Raw genomic sequence first — 16,032 nt, forward strand, 5'->3', positions numbered from 1 at the left:
TGGATGATTAGCTGATGGCCTTCAAGGCCTGTTCCTGGAATTGGGCCAGCAGCACGCGCCGCAGCACCTTGCCCACTGGAGATTTTGGAATCTGATCGATGAACTGGTAACGCCGTGGCCGCTTGAATTTGGCCAGGCCCGAAGTGATGCAATGGGCATCGAGGTCGCCTTCCGTGACCTCGGCGCGCAACTTGATAAACGCGGCAATGATCTTGCCCCACTGCTCGTCGGGCAGACCGACCACCACCACTTCTTCCACTGCCGGGTGCAGAGAGAGCATGTTTTCGATTTCCGCCGGGCTGACGTTTTCGCCGCCGGTGATGATCAAGTCATCGACACGCCCCGTGACGAACAGATCACCCTCCAGATCGAAGTAGCCGATGTCACCGGTGAAATACCATCCATCACGCAAGGCCTTGGCGGTCGCTTCGGGGCGGTTCAGGTAGCCTTCGAACGCCTCGTCACTCGCCAGGTCGGCGATGATCTGGCCCTCCTCCATTGGGTTGACCTGCACGTCCGGCGTTTCAGCATCAATCGGCACCACGCGCACGCGCTGGTTCATTGCACTGCGCCCTGACGAACCGGGTTTGCGGCTGGCTTGCTGGTCGATGGTGAAGGTGTAGATTTCCGAGCTGCCGTAATGATTGACGAACAATTGCGGCTGGAACGCCTGCTCGACGCGACGCATCAAGCCATCGCTCATCGGCGCGCCGGCAAAGCCGATTTTCTCGACACTGGCTACTCGCTCGCGGGCAAAAGCCGGGTGTTCGATGAGCATGTGGTAGAGCGTCGGCACCAGGTACAGATTGCTGACCTTTTCCCGCTCGATGGCCTGCAGCGTGGCTTCCACGTCGAACTTCGGCACACAGACGAAATGCCCGTCGATCAGCGCCATGGACAGCAACGAACGCACGCCCATGGTGTGGTAAAGCGGCATGACACCCAGCGTGCACTCGTTCTGGCGGTAGAGGTTTTGCGCGACGTGGGCCACCGCCGCGGCGCGTTCACTACGGTGCCGACGGGGCACGCCCTTGGGCTTGCTGGTGGTCCCGGAGGTGTACAGCAGCAGTGAAAAGTCTTCGGCGTCTGCCTGCAAAATGATGTCGGAGGGGGTCTGCGAACACAGTTCCTCGAAACTCAGGTCGGTGTCGGCGGCACGGATACCCGCGGCGATCCGAGGCAGCCTGGTGGCGGCGCTGCAACCGGCCACCGCGGCCACGGTCGCGTCGTCGTAAGCCAGTGCGCGGATTTGCGCATCTTCGATGCAGTAGCCCAGTTCATCGGCAGTCGAACGCCAGTTCAACGGAGTCATGACGACGCCCGCAAACTGACAGGCCCAATGCAGGGTCGCCATCTGCCAGCGGTTCTGCATCGCTACCAGCAGTCGGTCACCGCGTTGCAGCCCAAGGCGTTGCAAGCCCCGCGCTGCGCTCTGGATATCGACGAACCAGTCTTCATAGGTTTTCTTCAACGCACCGTCACTGACCGCCACGGCGTGCGGTCGGCGTTCAACGGCAGCGAGAAAACTGCGTCCGAGATCGAACATTATTGTTATACCCCTTTGTTCGTTTGGCGCTGGGCAGCGACTTCGAGCACGGCCTGGACGATGCCGGTGTAGCCCGTGCAGCGACATAGATGCCCCGAAAGCATGTCGCGTACCTGGGTCTCGTCCGGGTTGGGTACCCGTTCGAGAAAATCCACGCAGGACATGAGAATGCCCGCAGTGCAAAAGCCGCACTGCAAGGCGTGATGACGGCGAAAGGCTTGTTGCAGGTCGCTCAGTGTGTCGTCGTCGGCCAGGGACTCGACGGTCTCGATACGCCGCTCTTGCCCCTGTACCGCGAGCATCAGGCAGGAACGCATGGCGACTCCGTCCACCAGCACCGTGCAAGCACCGCAGACACCGTGTTCGCATCCGACGTGGACACCGGTGGCACCGAGGTCGTGGCGCAGGAAGTCGCAGAGTTGGGTTCGCGGTTCGGCCAGCGCTTCACGGGAGCGGCCATTGAGTTCCAGGCGAATCGGAAAGGTTTGGTCGGCAGTTACACGCATGTTCAGACTCCTTCGATCAGCTGATGACCCAGCTCGCGAATCAGTTGGCGGCGATAGGCAGCGCTGGCCTGCACATCGTCTTGTGCGTCGAGCGACCAGGCAGTTTGATTGAGCGCGTCCGGCAGCCCCGCACCACGAGGCAGACTGCGACGTTGTGGACGGTCAGCGACCCCGCCGATGCCAAGTTCGACCTGATCCGCGCCGATGGCTGCGGCCAGGGAGACAATGGCAAAGTCGCCGTGGCGCATGGCGATTTCGCGGAAGCGATAGGTGATGCCTTCGCGCTTGAGCGGAAAACGCACCTCGACGACCAGTTCATCCGCACGCTTGTCGGTGGTGAGAATGCCTTGGAAGAAGTCGGCAGCCTTGACGATGCGCTTGCCTTTTTTCGACTCGAGAACGATCTCGCCGCCCAGCGTCACCAGGCACAGTGGCAACTCGGCGCTGGGGTCGGCGTGAGCCACCGAACCGCAGACGGTGCCGCGATTACGCGTCTGGAAGTGACCGATCCAGGGCATCGCCAGTGCCAATAAAGGCACCTCGTCCATCAGGGTCGAACGCGCCAGCAACTGCGCCTGTCGTACCCCGGCACCTACCGCCAGGCAATCCTTGCGCAGTTCGATATAGGCCAGTTCAGCCACATGATTGATATCGATCAGTAACTTGGGTTGAGCCAGGCGCATGTTCAGCACTGCCATCAGCGATTGGCCACCGGCGATGATGCGAGCTTCCTGGCCGTACTCGGCGAGCAACTCAACCACCTGACGACGGGTGTCAGCCCGAACGTAATCGAAAGCAGCCGGTTTCATTGCGCACCTCCCTTGCCAAACAGCGCGCCAAGCGAGGCCCGCAGTCGCGCCCACCAGCCGGTGGAGATGGCTTGGCCGCTGACCCGTTGCGACAGGCGAGTAAAGATTTGTCCGATGATCACTTTCGAGGCCCCTTGCAACATTCGGCCGCCGACCGCGGCGACTTTGCCGCTGACCGCCACCTGGTATTGGTATTCCAGACGTGTGTGGCCATTTTCCAGTTGGACGAAACGCACCTTGGCCTGACCCTGGGCCGAACCCATCGAGCTGCTGCCGGAACCGGACAGACGCAATGAATGCGGCGGGTCCAGATCACTCAGGGCAACCTTGGCCTCGAAGCGCGCACGGATCATGCCGACGCCGACGGTGACGTCTGCGCGGTAACGGTTTTCGCCTTCAAGCACGAGGTCGTGGCAACCGGGAATGATTGCCGCCAGCGTCTGCGGGTCGAGCAAGGTATCGAAGACCTGTTGCGGCGCAGCAGGAATCACCACCGAGTCGTTGGCCCGCAGTGCCGGTCCACCGGCAGGTGCTGCGTCCAGGTTTTCATCGGCCTCCATACCTGCGGGCCGTGGCGGCTCTTCGATCCCGATCAGCGTGCGTACTTTCGATGGCGTCAGTGGCAGGCGGATGTCCGAGCGACCGAGGGCGTCAGCCACCGCGTTGGCGATGCACACCGGCGTGCTCATGTTGTTGCCCTCGCCCACACCCTTGGCGCCTAGAGGGGTGAATGGCGATGGCGTTTCCATGTGCAGGATCATCGGTTCGATCACTTCCGGTGCGGTCGGCACCAGATAATCGGCGAAGGTCCCGGAGAGGAAACTGCCGTCCTCGCCATAGGCGAACTCTTCCATCAGCGCCGCGCCGAGGCCTTGGGTGAAGCCACCACGAATCTGGCCATCGACCAGCGCCGGGTTGAGCAGGCGGCCGGCGTCATGGCAGGTGACGTAGCGATCGATGTGGATCTCGCCGGTCATGCGGTCGATTTCCAGACCACAGATGTCGAAGACAAAGCCGTAGCACAGCGAGCTGTTGACCTGATCCTGGTCGTCCGGGGCCACCAATTGCGGCGGGCTCCAGAACGCGGTTTCGCGCAGTCCGCCACTTTCACCTTCCGGCAGCAGGCCCGGCGACCAGTGGGTCGCACCGGCAATCCGATGGAATGGCGCGACCGCTCCGCCATTGACCACAAAAATCTTGCCGCCGGCGAAACGAATATCTTCGGGGCTGGCCTGCAATTGCTCGGCGGCAATCGCGGCGAGGCGATCGCGGATCTTCAGCGCCGCCTTGTAGACGGCACCGGCCACAGCGCCGGCGAAGCGGCTGGAATAGTTGCCCGAGGCAATCGACCAAGCGTCCTTCTGGGTATCCAGTTCGACGTTGACCACGATGGATTCCAGCGCAACCCCAAGCACTTCAGCGACGACCTGAGCGACGGTGGTTTGATGGCCCTGCCCTTGCGGTGCCGAGGACACGTGCACACTGACGTCACCCAATGGGCCGACGTTGATGGTGGCGGTGGCGACAGCGCCGTTTTTCGGACCGGCCTTGCGCCGCTCTTCGGGTGTCATCGCGGTGGTGATGTATCCCATGTTGGAAATCGAAGGCTCGATGACGGCGGCATAACCGATGCCGTAGATCCGGCCTTCGGCACGCGCCTGATCACGACGTTCGAGCAACTCGTCGAGTCCACCGTCAGCCGCCGCCAAGGCAATGCCTGCCTGGTAATTGCCGGAATCGAGCAACGCACCGGCGGCCGCGCGATAAGGGAAGGCATCGGCCGGCACCAGGTTGCGGCGGATCACGTCCAACGGATCAAGCTTCAACTGCACGGCGATGTGTTGCAGCAGACGCTCCAGGGCGAAATACACCTGTGGGCCACCAAAACCACGGTTCAGGCCGGAAGGGGTTTTGTTGGTCAGCACCACTCGGTTGCGCACTTGCAAATTACGGATCGCGTAGGCCCCCGTCAGGTTGCCGTGCATGCGGTAGAAAGTCGCCGGTTCAGGCGCTCTCAGGTAGGCACCACAATCGTCGATCTGGTCATAACGCAAAGCGGTGATGCGGCCATCTGCTTCTACCGCTGCTTCAATTTCGGTCACCCGATTGGTCGCCGAGGAAGCCCCCTGCAAATGTTCCAGACGGTCCTCGACCCACTTCACCGGTGCGCCGACCTTGCGTGACGCCAGGCCCATCATCACCACGTAAGGGAAAACCCCTTGCTTGATGCCAAAGCTGCCGCCGGAGTCTTTCGGTGTGCGCAAACGCAAGCGGTTGCCGGGCACATTCAGTGCACGGGCCATGACCGTGTGCAACGCATAGGGGCCCTGAAAATTGGCCAGCACGTCATAAATGCCGGTGGCGCGCTCGTACTGAGCGAGCACTACATAGCATTCAATGGGTGTGCAGGAACTGCGCGGAAACTTCACTTTGAGCGAGACTTTGTGCGGCGCCTGCTCGAACGCCTGCTCCGGCTCGCCATAACGAAAGCGTCGTTCGTTGACCACGTTGCTGCCGACGGCTTCGTGCAGGATCGGCGCCTGTTCGGCGGTGGCCCGTTCGGGATCGATGATCGGGGGCAGCGGCTCGTATTCAACGCGCACACCTTCGATGGCGTCCTCGGCCAGATAGCGGCTCTCGGCGATCACCACGGCCACCGGCTCTCCGACATAGCGCACCTTGTCCACGGCGACGCACCAGTGCTCCATCGGCTGACGCACACCCACCGGGAACGGCAGCGCCCAGCGTTTGACGTCTTCGCCGACCAGCACGCCGTGCACGCCTTTCATCAGCAGCGCTTTGGAAAAGTCCACCGAGGTGATCCGCGCATGAGCGTGGGGTGAACGGATAATTGCGGCATGCAGCGTACCCGGCGGGATCGCAGCGTCATCGGCATAGCAGCCGAGACCGCGCAACAATGCGGCGTCCTCGACACGGGTCTGACGGGCGCCGATGTGGCCGGTCTGGCTTTCGGTAGCAGGTTGGAAACTAGTCATTTTTTCGCGGCTCTTGTTGTTTTGCAGCGCGATAGCGTTAGAGCCGAGTGTGTGAGAAAGGCGCAGGGAGCGCCCTGCCTGGGGAGAGGGAGTTCTGCGTTGGAGTCTGACAATTTGCCTTAGCGTCTGATTTTCAGGTTTGGGACCGGACAGAATTGCCGGTCAGGGATGGGACGCGAGAAGGCTCAGGAACGCTTCGACTTCTGCATAGGGCATCGGTTTGGCAAAGAAATACCCCTGAAAAATATCGCAGCGACTGCCCTTCAGGAAATCCACCTGAAACGCCGTTTCCACGCCTTCGGCGACCACCGTCAGGCTGAGGTGATGGGCCATGGAAATAATGCCTTGGGTGATCGCTGCATCGTGATGGTCGGTAGCGATTTCCTGGATGAACGAGCGGTCAATCTTGATCTTGTCGATGGGCAAACGCTTGAGGTAGCTGAGGCTGGAAAAACCGGTGCCGAAATCATCGAGCGCAATGCACACCCCCAACGCCTTGAGCCGGTGCAATGTGTCGATCGCCTGTTCAGCGTTATGCAACAGAAGCGACTCGGTGATCTCCAACTCCAGTTGCTCACCACAGAGTCCGTGTTTCTCCAGGGTGGCTTGTACATACTGGACGAAATGGCCACGCTGAAAATGCATCGGCGAAATATTCACCGCCATCGAGATGCCGGTGATGCCCTGCTCGCCTAGCTGGCGCAAGTGCGCACAGGCCGTATCGAGTACCCAAAGGCTCAGCGGGATGATCTGACCACTGTCCTCTGCCACCGGCACAAACACTGCGGGTGAGATAAATCCTTTTTCAGGATGCTCCCAGCGCAGCAACGCTTCGATCCCGACCACCCGCCCCGTGCGCGCCTCTATCTGCGGTTGATAATGCAGCTTGAACGATTGAGTTTCGATAGCCTTTTGCAGGTCATTGCGCAGGCTCGCGTGCTCGCAAACGCGCTGATTGAGATCGCTGGTGTACCACTGAAAGTTGTTGCGCCCTTGCTGCTTGGCTTTGTACATGGCCATGTCAGCCTGCTGGATCAGCTGCATCGGCTGCTCGATGTGACCATCGCTCAGGGTGATGCCAATACTTGCACTCACGTGCAGGTCAATGCCCTGGATGCAGTAGGGTCTGGCAATGCTGGCCATCAAGCGCTCGACCACCGGTACAACGTCCTCATCACGAAGCAGGTCCGGCAGCAGCACGATAAATTCGTCACCGCCCATGCGCACGATGGTGTCACCGGGACGAACCTGCCGGGTCATACGCTGCGCCACCTCAATCAGCACCTGATCGCCGAAGTAATGCCCGATCGAATCGTTGATGGATTTGAATCCATCCAGATCAATGCACATCACCGCCAGACGACGCTTGCGCCGACGACTGATGTGACAATCCAGCATAAGCCGGTCTTCAAGCGAAACACGGTTAAGCAAACCGGTCAGGCGGTCATGGCTGGCGTTGAAACTCAATTGGCGCTCGAAATGCTTTTGCTCGCTGATGTCTCGGGCTATGCCAAATACCCCGACGATCTCTCCGTTGACCATGATCGGCAGGTTGGAAATGTCCATGGTCAGCAATTTATCACTCTCGTCGAGAAGCCGTGCCTCGAAGCGTTGAGGCTCTCCAGCGCGGGCTGCGGAAAAATGCTGACTGACCCGTTCCAGGTCTTCTTCGAGCAACAGGCGGGAAAAGTGATGACCGAGGAAATCGGTTGCGGTGTGCGGTTTCAGCTTCAGGCCTGCCGGATTCACACTCTGGATGTTGCCGGCCAGATCGAGGGCGAACACCGGGTTGGGGTTGTAGGTGAACAATGATCGAAAACGTTGTTCGCTTTCCTCCAGACGTTGGCCGTCACGTTCGCGGCGGATCGCAATGACTGCCAGTTGGGCTGCAAAGGCCAATCGTTGAATCTGCGCCTCGTCCGGCGCATGGGCGCGGTTCTGGTACAGGGCAAATGTACCCAACACGTTTCCTTGATGGGAGAGCAACGGCACCGACCAGCAGGAACGCAGGTTATGCCCCAGCGCCAGGCTGCGGAAACGCTCCCAGTTTGGGTCCTGGGCGATGTCTTCGGTGACCACAAGCTCGCGCCGGAATGCTGCGGTGCCGCAGGTTCCTTCCTGTGGACCAATGGCCATTCCATGAATCGCCTCGCTGTACTCGGCCGGCAGCCCGGGCGCCGCGCCGCTTAGCAAGTGTTTGCCCTCGGCATCAGTGAGCAGGATAGAGCAGAAAGTTTCGGGGGTCTGTGCGTCGTGCATCTGACAGATGGCGCAGAGTATGTCGCCCAGATGATGGTCGGTCGCGATCATGCCGAGAATGTCACGTTGCGACTCGGGGAAGGTCTTGCTGTGAAAGCTCGGACGAGTATTCATGGTGGTTCCTGAAGACTCTCGAGGTCGTCCGGTCTTCAGAGAGCCTGAAACAGTGGGCGGCCGATCACTGTCCACTAGTGCGTCGGACGCGCACTCTATAGAGCACCGACCCGCTAAAAAAAGGCTCAGATCCAACATAAAAAACAGTATCAGATTGCCGCCGTTTGGCTGGAATGGTCGGGGTGCTCCGTTCTGCTGGGCCGGACAGTTCGGAAGCTGCAGCCCGGTTTCCATGAACTTGGACCGATGAACATTTCCACGCCAATAGCCTTCGGACCTGCCGCAAAACATAGTAACGGCCTGCCTATGAACATATGACATGGCCCACTTGTAAAATCGTGTATTAGAGGGTTCCCCGCTTTATGTGAGCTGCACCTGGAAACCTGAGATTTCGAATAAAACCTGGATCTGAAAATCAAGGCGTTACCTGGTGCGGCGAATCCGTGTGCGCGGCGCACTGGCAACGACCTCTCACAAATTTTTCACATCGTCTTACGTACAGTCGATCTAGCTCCTTTTGTGATTCCCAGCCCGCGCTCCCCATCGCGGGTTTTTTTTCGTCCGCAAAAACTGCGGACCGCTTGGAATTCTGAACTGTCTCATCTCAGTTGACAGTCAAACGCATTTCACCTGCTTTTTCCGCACCCTCCAGATCCTTAATCTGAGCCCATGTTGAACGACAACATTCACTCACTTCAAAAGGACTTCATCATGAGCAACGCTACCTACAACCGCTTGAACAAAGACGACGCAGTAGTGCTGCTGGTCGACCACCAGACCGGCCTGATTTCTCTGGTTCAGGATTTTTCACCCAACGAGTTCAAGAACAACGTACTGGCCCTGGCAGACGTCGCCAGGTTTTTCGAACTGCCGACCATTCTCACCACCAGTTTTGAACAAGGCCCGAATGGCCCATTGGTGCCAGAGCTGAAAGAGATGTTTCCTGAGGCGCCTTATATCGCCCGTCCAGGTCAAATCAACGCGTGGGATAACGAAGATTTCGTCAAGGCAATCAAGGCCACCGGTCGCAAGCAATTGATCATCGCCGGCGTGGTCACGGACGTCTGCGTAGCGTTTCCGACCCTGTCGGCACTGGCAGAAGGCTTTGAGGTGTTCGTGGTGACCGACTCTTCCGGCACGTTCAACACTACTGTGCAACAGGCATCCTGGAACCGCATGACACAGGCCGGTGCGCAAATGATGAACTGGTTCTCGGTGGCCTGTGAGCTACAGCGCGATTGGCGCAACGACATCGAAGGCCTGGGTAATCTCTTGTCCCAGCGCATTCCAAACTATCGCAACTTGATGAACAGCTACTCGGCGTTGACTGCACGCCAATCGTAAGTCTGGTTTGAAACCCAAGGCCCGCTTTTGCGGGCTTTGGGCATAGGTTTCATGGTGAACTCTCGCCCATTGCGCTTGATGAAACTCCCCTCCCCCCATGCGGCTTGATTCGATTATTCACAATTCGTACTGAACGCAATTTTACAGCCGCCACCGCACCATATCCGCACCAACCTCATGCTCCTGCCGCCTGCAGCTAACGTCCGATATGTCGGATTCACCCATTCACAGAGTAAAGACCTAAAGATCTCTCTGTATGGTTCAACGCTCGCGCATACCTGGAATCAGTATGACGCCGGTGCCAAAACCAAGCTTCCACTGGGGGAGGATTTGGATTTGTGACTATTGCGGCGGTACTCCCTCGATCAAGTAGACATCGGTATTGGCTGAACGCTGGCGGACTTTCCTCAGTTCGGTGTACTCCGCAGAGTTGTACCAAGCCTGGGCTTTTTCGACGCTCGCAAACTCGATGACAACACGGCGTCGCTTTGGCGCTTCACCTTCAAGCGAGATGGTCTTCCCACCACGCACGATGAAATGCCCTCCATAGGGTTTGAAGGTTGATTCAACCTGTGCACTGTAGGGCTTCATCCCCTCGGGATCGGTAACCTCAAACTCCGCGACATAGTAGGCCGGTGGTGCTGCCGCATGGTCGTCCGATGCCATTACGCGACAACTGCCCGCCGCAAAACACGCCAGTCCCGCCATTGCAATTGCCATCACCTTTAAATTTTTCATCGCTTTGCTCCATTGAAAAACCAGCTTGCCCAGCGCGCAAATCTCTTTCGAACTAGCCGGTTACGAGCCAGGCCGGGGGCTAAGTTCGATTGGCGTGGTTTCAATCAAGCGCTTCGACAGAATCATCGACTTGGTTGTGGCAGCGTACTTTTTGAAGTGCGGCGATTCGATATGGCTTTGGTATGCCGAGTCGCTGGCGTAGATTTCGAAGAAATGGAACCAATTTGGGCGGTCGACTTCGGCGACGGCGTAGATTGATATGACGCCCGGCTCAACTCGAGTCGATTCCGAGATCTCTTCTTTGACTGCAGCTTGATAGGCCGCAACCTGTGCAGGATCGATTTCGAGTTGCGCGATGCGTACCACCAAGCCATTTTCTTCGGCGGCCAGCGCTTGTCCCGCAAGTAATCCAACCAATGCGACCACTCCTAATAAACGTTTACCCATCAGGTTTCCCCCTCATTCACTGCGGCAGCGCATACGCCACCACGTAATCACCCTTCTGCGTCATGGCTGAATTACCGCCAGCGCTGACGATTAAGTATTGTTGGCCCACCGCGAGTTGGCATGCCGATTGGCATAGGTAGGTGGGTGGCGATTCCGAGATGGATTGGCCTGTGAAATAACCGGAGGCGCTACTGCTTAACCAGAGAGCCGCGTCGGCGATCTCCTCTGGTGAGGACGCCCACGCTAATTAAGGAGTAAGAAGATGAATATGGGGCAAATGTGGGATGTTCTGATGAGTGTTACTCAGCAATCCAGGTAGCGACTGCGCGAGAGGGCTCGAGTCAGTAGAAGCAGGCGCACAGCCGGACTAATGAGAGATATTCATTGCTTCATGTCGGTTTTGCCATGTAGTCCGCAGGAGGGTCTTGCAATAGTTTGTCAGCTCTATCGCATATCCAGCAGGAGCTTGCCTCATGAGAACACTCGTCACCGCCTCGATGCTGACTGCCGCGATCCTGTCCGACGCATCTGCGCATGCAGCGGATCTTCCGAAGGATCAAGCCATGAGTATTGTCAGGAATGGCGACCAAGCCTCACTGATGGGGGCTCCAGGCAATTTCGTCGGCAACGTAAGGATCGACCCTCTTTTCGCTGCGCGTGAACCCTCTACTGTTTCTGCGGGTGCGGTGACATTCCAGCCGGGGGCTCGATCGGCTTGGCACACACATCCCAAAGGCCAAACGTTGGTAGTCACCACAGGCGTTGGCTGGATTCAGCAGGTGGGCGGTGAGAAAACTGTAATAAAGCCAGGCGATGTAATCTGGACACCGCCCGGCGTTAAACACTGGCACGGGGCGACCGCGACCACGGGAATGACCCATATCGCGATTCAAGAGGCTGTGGATGGAAAGAATGTCGTATGGATGGAGCCAGTCAGCGAAGCGCAATACGAGGCATCGCGATGAGGCCTTTTCAAGCAGGCGTCGCCTGCCTTGGCCTGCTCCTGGCCGATTGTGACTCAACGGATCGCGCCGGCCACCGCTAGCTGATGATCGCTGGCTCATCAAGGGGCTGCAGCTCGCGGATCAGGTCGATAAGCAGACGCAGCCCCATCGGTAACTGCCGGTGACTCGAGTAGTACATGTGAAATCCAGGTGCGATGCTGGCCCAATCATCAAGAACAGTTGTGACGTACCCGCTCGCGATAAGAGGCGCCATGGCCGGCTCTGGCGCATACATCAATCCGGCCCCCTGACGTGCTAAAGACAGGCCGACACGGGTTTCGTCAATTGTAATCAACCCAGGAACCGCAATTGAAATTGCTTCCTCGCCCTTCTCGAACTCCCAGTCGTACATACAGCCGTTGCCCAAGCGAATGCGCAAACAGCGGTGCTTGAGCAAATCCTGCGGATGCTCTGGAACACCAAAGCGCTTCAGGTATTGCGCAGCGCCAGCCACGACCCAGCGAATGTCCGGAGACAAACGTTGAGCGATCATGTCCTCCGGAACAGTGCCGCCGTAGCGTATACCTGCGTCATGGCCTCCGCCGATAACATCGACGATCAGGTTGGTAACAGTCAGGTCAATCTGGATTTCCGGGTAGCGGTCGTTGAAGACGGGCAATACGGGGCCGAGCAACAGATCTGCGGCATCGCTGAGCAAGTTCAAGCGAATACGACCAGTTGGCTCATCTCGGAAACGATTGAGAACCTCCATGGCCTGCCCCATCTCAAGCATGGGCTCGCTTATCAGGTTGTGCAGCTCTTCGCCCGCCGCAGTGAGGGTGACGCTGCGAGTGGTGCGATTGAGTAGACGAACGCCGATTCTGGTTTCCAGACCCTTGATAGCATGGCTCAAGGCGGAGGCACTGATCCCAACCTCTATGCCAGCTCGATTAAAGCTCTGATGGCGAGCAATTGCGAGAAAGTAGACAAAGTCTGCGAGGTTGGCGCGGCTTATATTCATGAGGCCTCACAACTTGGATTTGGGATGGAAGCCAGACCAGCGACCACGTCAGAGGATTCTACCGTCCACATAGATGTATATTTGATGAGTGTTTCTCATCAAATAGTCTCACTTTACTCATCAGTTGGGCGATCGCTGGTCAATGCATGGGACAACGAAGACTCTGATCAAGGCCACCGCATTGTCAGCCATGGCTGCCAGCAAAAATAACGGCAAGATGTGAATTTTTTCGTGCCTTCCTGTATCTGATCAGAAAGAAGCAGTGCTATCAAAAAGATGGCATCGGTAAAGGCAAGCTCGTCTGGCCTGCGCCACACCGCAGCGCAGTGGTGTGCATCAGGAAAAATCAGTTACAGGGTGGCTCGCATGAAATCACCTGAGAAAGCCGTTAATCCGATCGGATTGGAAGACATCACCATTGTCGACGACGCGAAAATGCGCAAGGCGATCACTGCCGCTGCACTCGGCAACGCGATGGAGTGGTTCGATTTCGGCGTCTATGGTTTTGTTGCCTATGTTCTCGGCAAGGTATTTTTCCCCGGTGCTGATCCCGGTGTGCAGATGATTGCCGCGTTGGCCACCTTCTCGGTTCCGTTCCTGATCAGGCCTCTGGGCGGTTTGTTTTTCGGTACGTTGGGCGACAAGTACGGTCGGCAGAAAGTCCTGGCGGCCACTATTGTGATCATGTCGCTCAGCACCTTCGCCATCGGGCTGATTCCTTCGTATGCCTCGATCGGCATCTGGGCGCCGATCCTCCTGTTGCTCGCTAAAATGGCCCAAGGTTTTTCAGTGGGAGGTGAATACACGGGTGCCTCGATCTTCGTCGCCGAATATGCTCCGGATCGCAAGCGCGGTTTCCTAGGCAGCTGGCTGGATTTCGGCTCTATCGCCGGCTTCGTCTTCGGCGCAGGTCTGGTCGTGCTGATTTCCACCATTCTCGGTGAAGAGCAGTTTGAGGCATGGGGCTGGCGCCTGCCCTTCTTCCTCGCCCTGCCCCTGGGCATGATCGGGCTCTACCTGCGTCACGCGCTGGAGGAGACACCGGCGTTCCAGCAGCATGTCGAGCAACTGGAACAGGGGGATCGCGAAGGCCTTGCCACTGGCCCGAAAGTGTCTTTCAAGGAGGTGGCCACCCAGCACTGGCGCAGCCTGATGACCTGTATTGGCGTAGTGGTGGCCACTAACGTCACCTACTACATGCTGCTCACCTACATGCCGAGCTACCTGACACACAACTTGCACTACAGCGAAAATCACGGCGTGTTGATCATCATCGCGATCATGGTCGGCATGTTATTCGTCCAGCCGGTAATTGGGCTCATCAGCGACAAGATTGGCCGCCGCCCCTTCATTATCTTCGGTAGCGTCGGCCTGTTCTTCCTCGCCATCCCGGCCTTCATGCTCATCAACAGCGGCAAGATCGGCCTGATCTTTTCCGGTTTGCTGGTGCTGGCTGTGCTGCTCAACTTTTTCATCGGCGTAATGGCTTCCACCCTTCCGGCGATGTTTCCCACTCACATCCGCTACAGCGCCTTGGCCAGTGCCTTCAACGTCTCGGTGTTGATCGCGGGTCTTACCCCTGCCGCCGTAGCCTGGCTGGTGGAAAGCACGGAAAATCTGTATATGCCGGCCTACTACCTGATGGTGATTGCCGTGGTGGGGCTGATAACCGGCGTAACGATGAAAGAAACAGCCAACAAACCATTGCGTGGTGCAGCTCCGGCGGCTTCCGACATTGAGGAAGCGCATGAACTGCTTCAGGAACATCATGACAACATCGAGCAGAAGATCGAGGACATCGACAAAGAAATTGCCGAGCTGGAAGCTAAACGCGAGCATCTCGTGCAACAGCATCCGCGAATCGAATAACACGGCGACTGGACGTGAGATCCACTGCCGGCACCCCGGGGGGTGTCGGTGTTCCAAAATTATGAACCTGTCCCGGACGAAACGTAGCGTGCCCTAGCCTAACGCGGTATCGAGAAACATCATCACGCCAAAACCCAACATCAGTCCCAAAGTGGCGGGCGTTTCATGACCGTTGCGATGCGTCTCTGGTATGACTTCATGGGAGACCACGAAGATCATTGCCCCCGCAGCAAGGCCAAGTGCGATGGGGTAGCCCAGGGCAAAGCCACTGGAAATGCCAAGGCCTACGAGGGCGCCAAAGGGCTCCATCAAGCCAGACCCCACTGCAATCAGTGCCGCGCGCAGCGCCGAGATGCCGGTCACCCGTAAAGCCATGGCGACGGCCAAACCCTCGGGTATGTCCTGGATGGCGATCGCGGTCGTCAGCGGTATACCGACCTGCATGTCGCCGGTGGCAAAGCTGACACCAATCGCCATGCCTTCCGGCAGGTTATGCAGGGTGATCGCCAGGACGAAAAGCCAGACTCGATCGATACGCTTGGCTTCAGGCCCGCGCCGGCCGGTTTTCTCATGTTCGTGAGGAACAAATCGATCAAGGCCGATCATCAATGCAACACCGAGCGCCAATCCCAGCACCACGATACTGGCCGCCAGCAAACTGTTACCGGTGAGTTCCTTGGCCGCTTCGATGCCCGGCAAGATGAGCGAGAAAGAACTGGCAGCCAGCATCATCCCTGCAGCGAAGCCAAGCATGATGTCCTGAGTGCGCGCCGCAATATCGCGCAGTGCAAGCGCGACGACAGCCCCCACGGCTGTCGCAGCAAAGCCCGACAGCCCACCAAGAAAAGCGAAACGCAGATTGTCCTTGTTGGCCCCGGCGAAAGCTCCGTAACCGCTGACCATCAGCACTATCATCACGGACAGTAGAGCCAGCCAAAACACCATGCCGCCCCATCCCGAACGGGTCAGCTGTACAAACAAGGCGCGTAAGGGGGCTACAAATGAAGAAGGCGGTTCCGACATGCAGGGCCCCTTACTTTCGTGTTGCGCGTTCAAGGGCGCATCCGAAGGTTCGAATTTTATGAGCGGTGACAAGCCCCGCTGGATACAGGGCTGGATCACGTTTTTTACCGGGGATCTTGCTGTCTGTCCATTACCGCATTGTCCGTTTCTTCACGCACCCGGTCGGGATCCAGTCCGGTGCTGTCATCATCAAGCGGACGCTCACCTTCGTTATCAGGTAACTCGTCTATGCCCTCCTCCTTCATCGGGTCGACTTCAGTGCGACCAGGACTCAGTGGATCGGGTGAAGTTGGCATCGGGTCGTCTTGTCCCGCACCGCCCTGCAACTTTGGATCATTATTCATACGCACCTCTCAGCACCCTCACCATTGAGGATGTATAGCTTGGAGATGCTTCGAATTTCGAGCGTTCGATTT

Annotated in this window: 13 protein-coding genes; 3 read left to right on the top strand and 10 right to left on the bottom strand. The window is 58.0% G+C overall.

Going from position 1 to position 16,032, the window contains the following annotated elements; all coding sequences use genetic code 11:
• Nucleotides 1-7: 7 nt before the first annotated feature.
• The 5 genes from NPS56_RS14465 to NPS56_RS14485 all read right to left on the bottom strand — a co-directional run bounded on the left by NPS56_RS14465 (nucleotide 8) and on the right by NPS56_RS14485 (nucleotide 8,230).
• A complete protein-coding gene (locus tag NPS56_RS14465) occupies nucleotides 8-1,546 on the bottom strand; it encodes an AMP-binding protein (RefSeq protein WP_274075208.1) in 1,539 nt (512 codons plus the stop codon).
• Nucleotides 1,547-1,551: 5 nt separating this feature from the next.
• Nucleotides 1,552-2,052, bottom strand: coding sequence for a (2Fe-2S)-binding protein (locus tag NPS56_RS14470; protein WP_274075209.1), 501 nt, complete (start codon nucleotides 2,050-2,052; stop codon nucleotides 1,552-1,554).
• 2 nt (nucleotides 2,053-2,054) lie between these two features.
• A complete protein-coding gene (locus tag NPS56_RS14475; protein ID WP_060742345.1) occupies nucleotides 2,055-2,861 on the bottom strand; it encodes an FAD binding domain-containing protein in 807 nt (268 codons plus the stop codon).
• Nucleotides 2,858-5,857, bottom strand: a complete 3,000-nt coding sequence (locus NPS56_RS14480; RefSeq protein WP_274075210.1) for a xanthine dehydrogenase family protein molybdopterin-binding subunit — start codon at nucleotides 5,855-5,857, stop codon at nucleotides 2,858-2,860. Before NPS56_RS14480 ends, NPS56_RS14475 begins: the two co-directional genes overlap by 4 nt.
• A gap of 162 nt (nucleotides 5,858-6,019) precedes the next feature.
• The gene (locus NPS56_RS14485; protein WP_274075353.1) at nucleotides 6,020-8,230 is read right to left on the bottom strand and encodes a putative bifunctional diguanylate cyclase/phosphodiesterase; all 2,211 of its coding nucleotides are present in this window, start codon (nucleotides 8,228-8,230) and stop codon (nucleotides 6,020-6,022) included.
• 711 nt (nucleotides 8,231-8,941) lie between these two features.
• On the opposite strand from NPS56_RS14485, the gene ycaC reads away from it, so the two are divergent.
• Nucleotides 8,942-9,574 carry an isochorismate family cysteine hydrolase YcaC gene (gene ycaC, locus NPS56_RS14490; protein ID WP_274075211.1) on the top strand — a complete coding sequence of 211 codons (633 nt, stop codon included), beginning with the start codon at nucleotides 8,942-8,944 and terminating at the stop codon, nucleotides 9,572-9,574.
• A gap of 342 nt (nucleotides 9,575-9,916) precedes the next feature.
• On the opposite strand, the gene NPS56_RS14495 is transcribed toward ycaC, so the two are convergent.
• Together NPS56_RS14495 and NPS56_RS14500 are read right to left on the bottom strand one after the other, a co-directional pair.
• On the bottom strand, nucleotides 9,917-10,312 hold the full coding sequence (locus NPS56_RS14495) for a DUF1330 domain-containing protein (RefSeq protein ID WP_274075212.1): 396 nt from the start codon (nucleotides 10,310-10,312) through the stop codon (nucleotides 9,917-9,919).
• Nucleotides 10,313-10,372: 60 nt separating this feature from the next.
• Nucleotides 10,373-10,759, bottom strand: coding sequence for a putative quinol monooxygenase (locus tag NPS56_RS14500; RefSeq protein ID WP_274075213.1), 387 nt, complete (start codon nucleotides 10,757-10,759; stop codon nucleotides 10,373-10,375).
• A gap of 473 nt (nucleotides 10,760-11,232) precedes the next feature.
• Here NPS56_RS14500 and NPS56_RS14505 point away from each other — a divergent pair, with 473 nt between their 5' ends.
• Complete coding sequence (locus NPS56_RS14505; RefSeq protein WP_274075214.1) at nucleotides 11,233-11,724, top strand: (R)-mandelonitrile lyase; 492 nt, start codon at nucleotides 11,233-11,235, stop codon at nucleotides 11,722-11,724.
• Between the two features lie 76 nt (nucleotides 11,725-11,800).
• Here the strand turns inward: NPS56_RS14505 and NPS56_RS14510 are convergent, their stop codons facing one another.
• Nucleotides 11,801-12,724 (bottom strand): LysR family transcriptional regulator, encoded by a 924-nt coding sequence (locus NPS56_RS14510; protein ID WP_274075215.1) that lies wholly within the window; start codon nucleotides 12,722-12,724, stop codon nucleotides 11,801-11,803.
• Nucleotides 12,725-13,090: 366 nt separating this feature from the next.
• On the opposite strand from NPS56_RS14510, the gene proP reads away from it, so the two are divergent.
• Nucleotides 13,091-14,593, top strand: a complete 1,503-nt coding sequence (gene proP, locus NPS56_RS14515) for a glycine betaine/L-proline transporter ProP (protein ID WP_274075354.1) — start codon at nucleotides 13,091-13,093, stop codon at nucleotides 14,591-14,593.
• A gap of 93 nt (nucleotides 14,594-14,686) precedes the next feature.
• Here the strand turns inward: proP and NPS56_RS14520 are convergent, their stop codons facing one another.
• Nucleotides 14,687-15,508, bottom strand: a complete 822-nt coding sequence (locus NPS56_RS14520; protein ID WP_425313631.1) for a ZIP family metal transporter — start codon at nucleotides 15,506-15,508, stop codon at nucleotides 14,687-14,689.
• A gap of 212 nt (nucleotides 15,509-15,720) precedes the next feature.
• Nucleotides 15,721-15,960, bottom strand: a complete 240-nt coding sequence (locus NPS56_RS14525) for a hypothetical protein (protein WP_274075216.1) — start codon at nucleotides 15,958-15,960, stop codon at nucleotides 15,721-15,723.
• Nucleotides 15,961-16,032: the final 72 nt, after the last annotated feature.

The organism is Pseudomonas putida, assembly GCF_028682635.1.
GTDB lineage: Bacteria > Pseudomonadota > Gammaproteobacteria > Pseudomonadales > Pseudomonadaceae > Aquipseudomonas > Aquipseudomonas putida_AE.

Coding starts and splice junctions, on each gene's coding strand:
- NPS56_RS14465 (WP_274075208.1), bottom strand. CDS start 1,546: ATGTTCGATCTCGGACGCAGTTTTCTCGCTGCCGTTGAACGCCGACCG.
- NPS56_RS14470 (WP_274075209.1), bottom strand. CDS start 2,052: ATGCGTGTAACTGCCGACCAAACCTTTCCGATTCGCCTGGAACTCAAT.
- NPS56_RS14475 (WP_060742345.1), bottom strand. CDS start 2,861: ATGAAACCGGCTGCTTTCGATTACGTTCGGGCTGACACCCGTCGTCAG.
- NPS56_RS14480 (WP_274075210.1), bottom strand. CDS start 5,857: ATGACTAGTTTCCAACCTGCTACCGAAAGCCAGACCGGCCACATCGGC.
- NPS56_RS14485 (WP_274075353.1), bottom strand. CDS start 8,230: ATGAATACTCGTCCGAGCTTTCACAGCAAGACCTTCCCCGAGTCGCAA.
- ycaC (WP_274075211.1), top strand. CDS start 8,942: ATGAGCAACGCTACCTACAACCGCTTGAACAAAGACGACGCAGTAGTG.
- NPS56_RS14495 (WP_274075212.1), bottom strand. CDS start 10,312: ATGAAAAATTTAAAGGTGATGGCAATTGCAATGGCGGGACTGGCGTGT.
- NPS56_RS14500 (WP_274075213.1), bottom strand. CDS start 10,759: ATGGGTAAACGTTTATTAGGAGTGGTCGCATTGGTTGGATTACTTGCG.
- NPS56_RS14505 (WP_274075214.1), top strand. CDS start 11,233: ATGAGAACACTCGTCACCGCCTCGATGCTGACTGCCGCGATCCTGTCC.
- NPS56_RS14510 (WP_274075215.1), bottom strand. CDS start 12,724: ATGAATATAAGCCGCGCCAACCTCGCAGACTTTGTCTACTTTCTCGCA.
- proP (WP_274075354.1), top strand. CDS start 13,091: ATGAAATCACCTGAGAAAGCCGTTAATCCGATCGGATTGGAAGACATC.
- NPS56_RS14520 (WP_425313631.1), bottom strand. CDS start 15,508: ATGATAGTGCTGATGGTCAGCGGTTACGGAGCTTTCGCCGGGGCCAAC.
- NPS56_RS14525 (WP_274075216.1), bottom strand. CDS start 15,960: ATGAATAATGATCCAAAGTTGCAGGGCGGTGCGGGACAAGACGACCCG.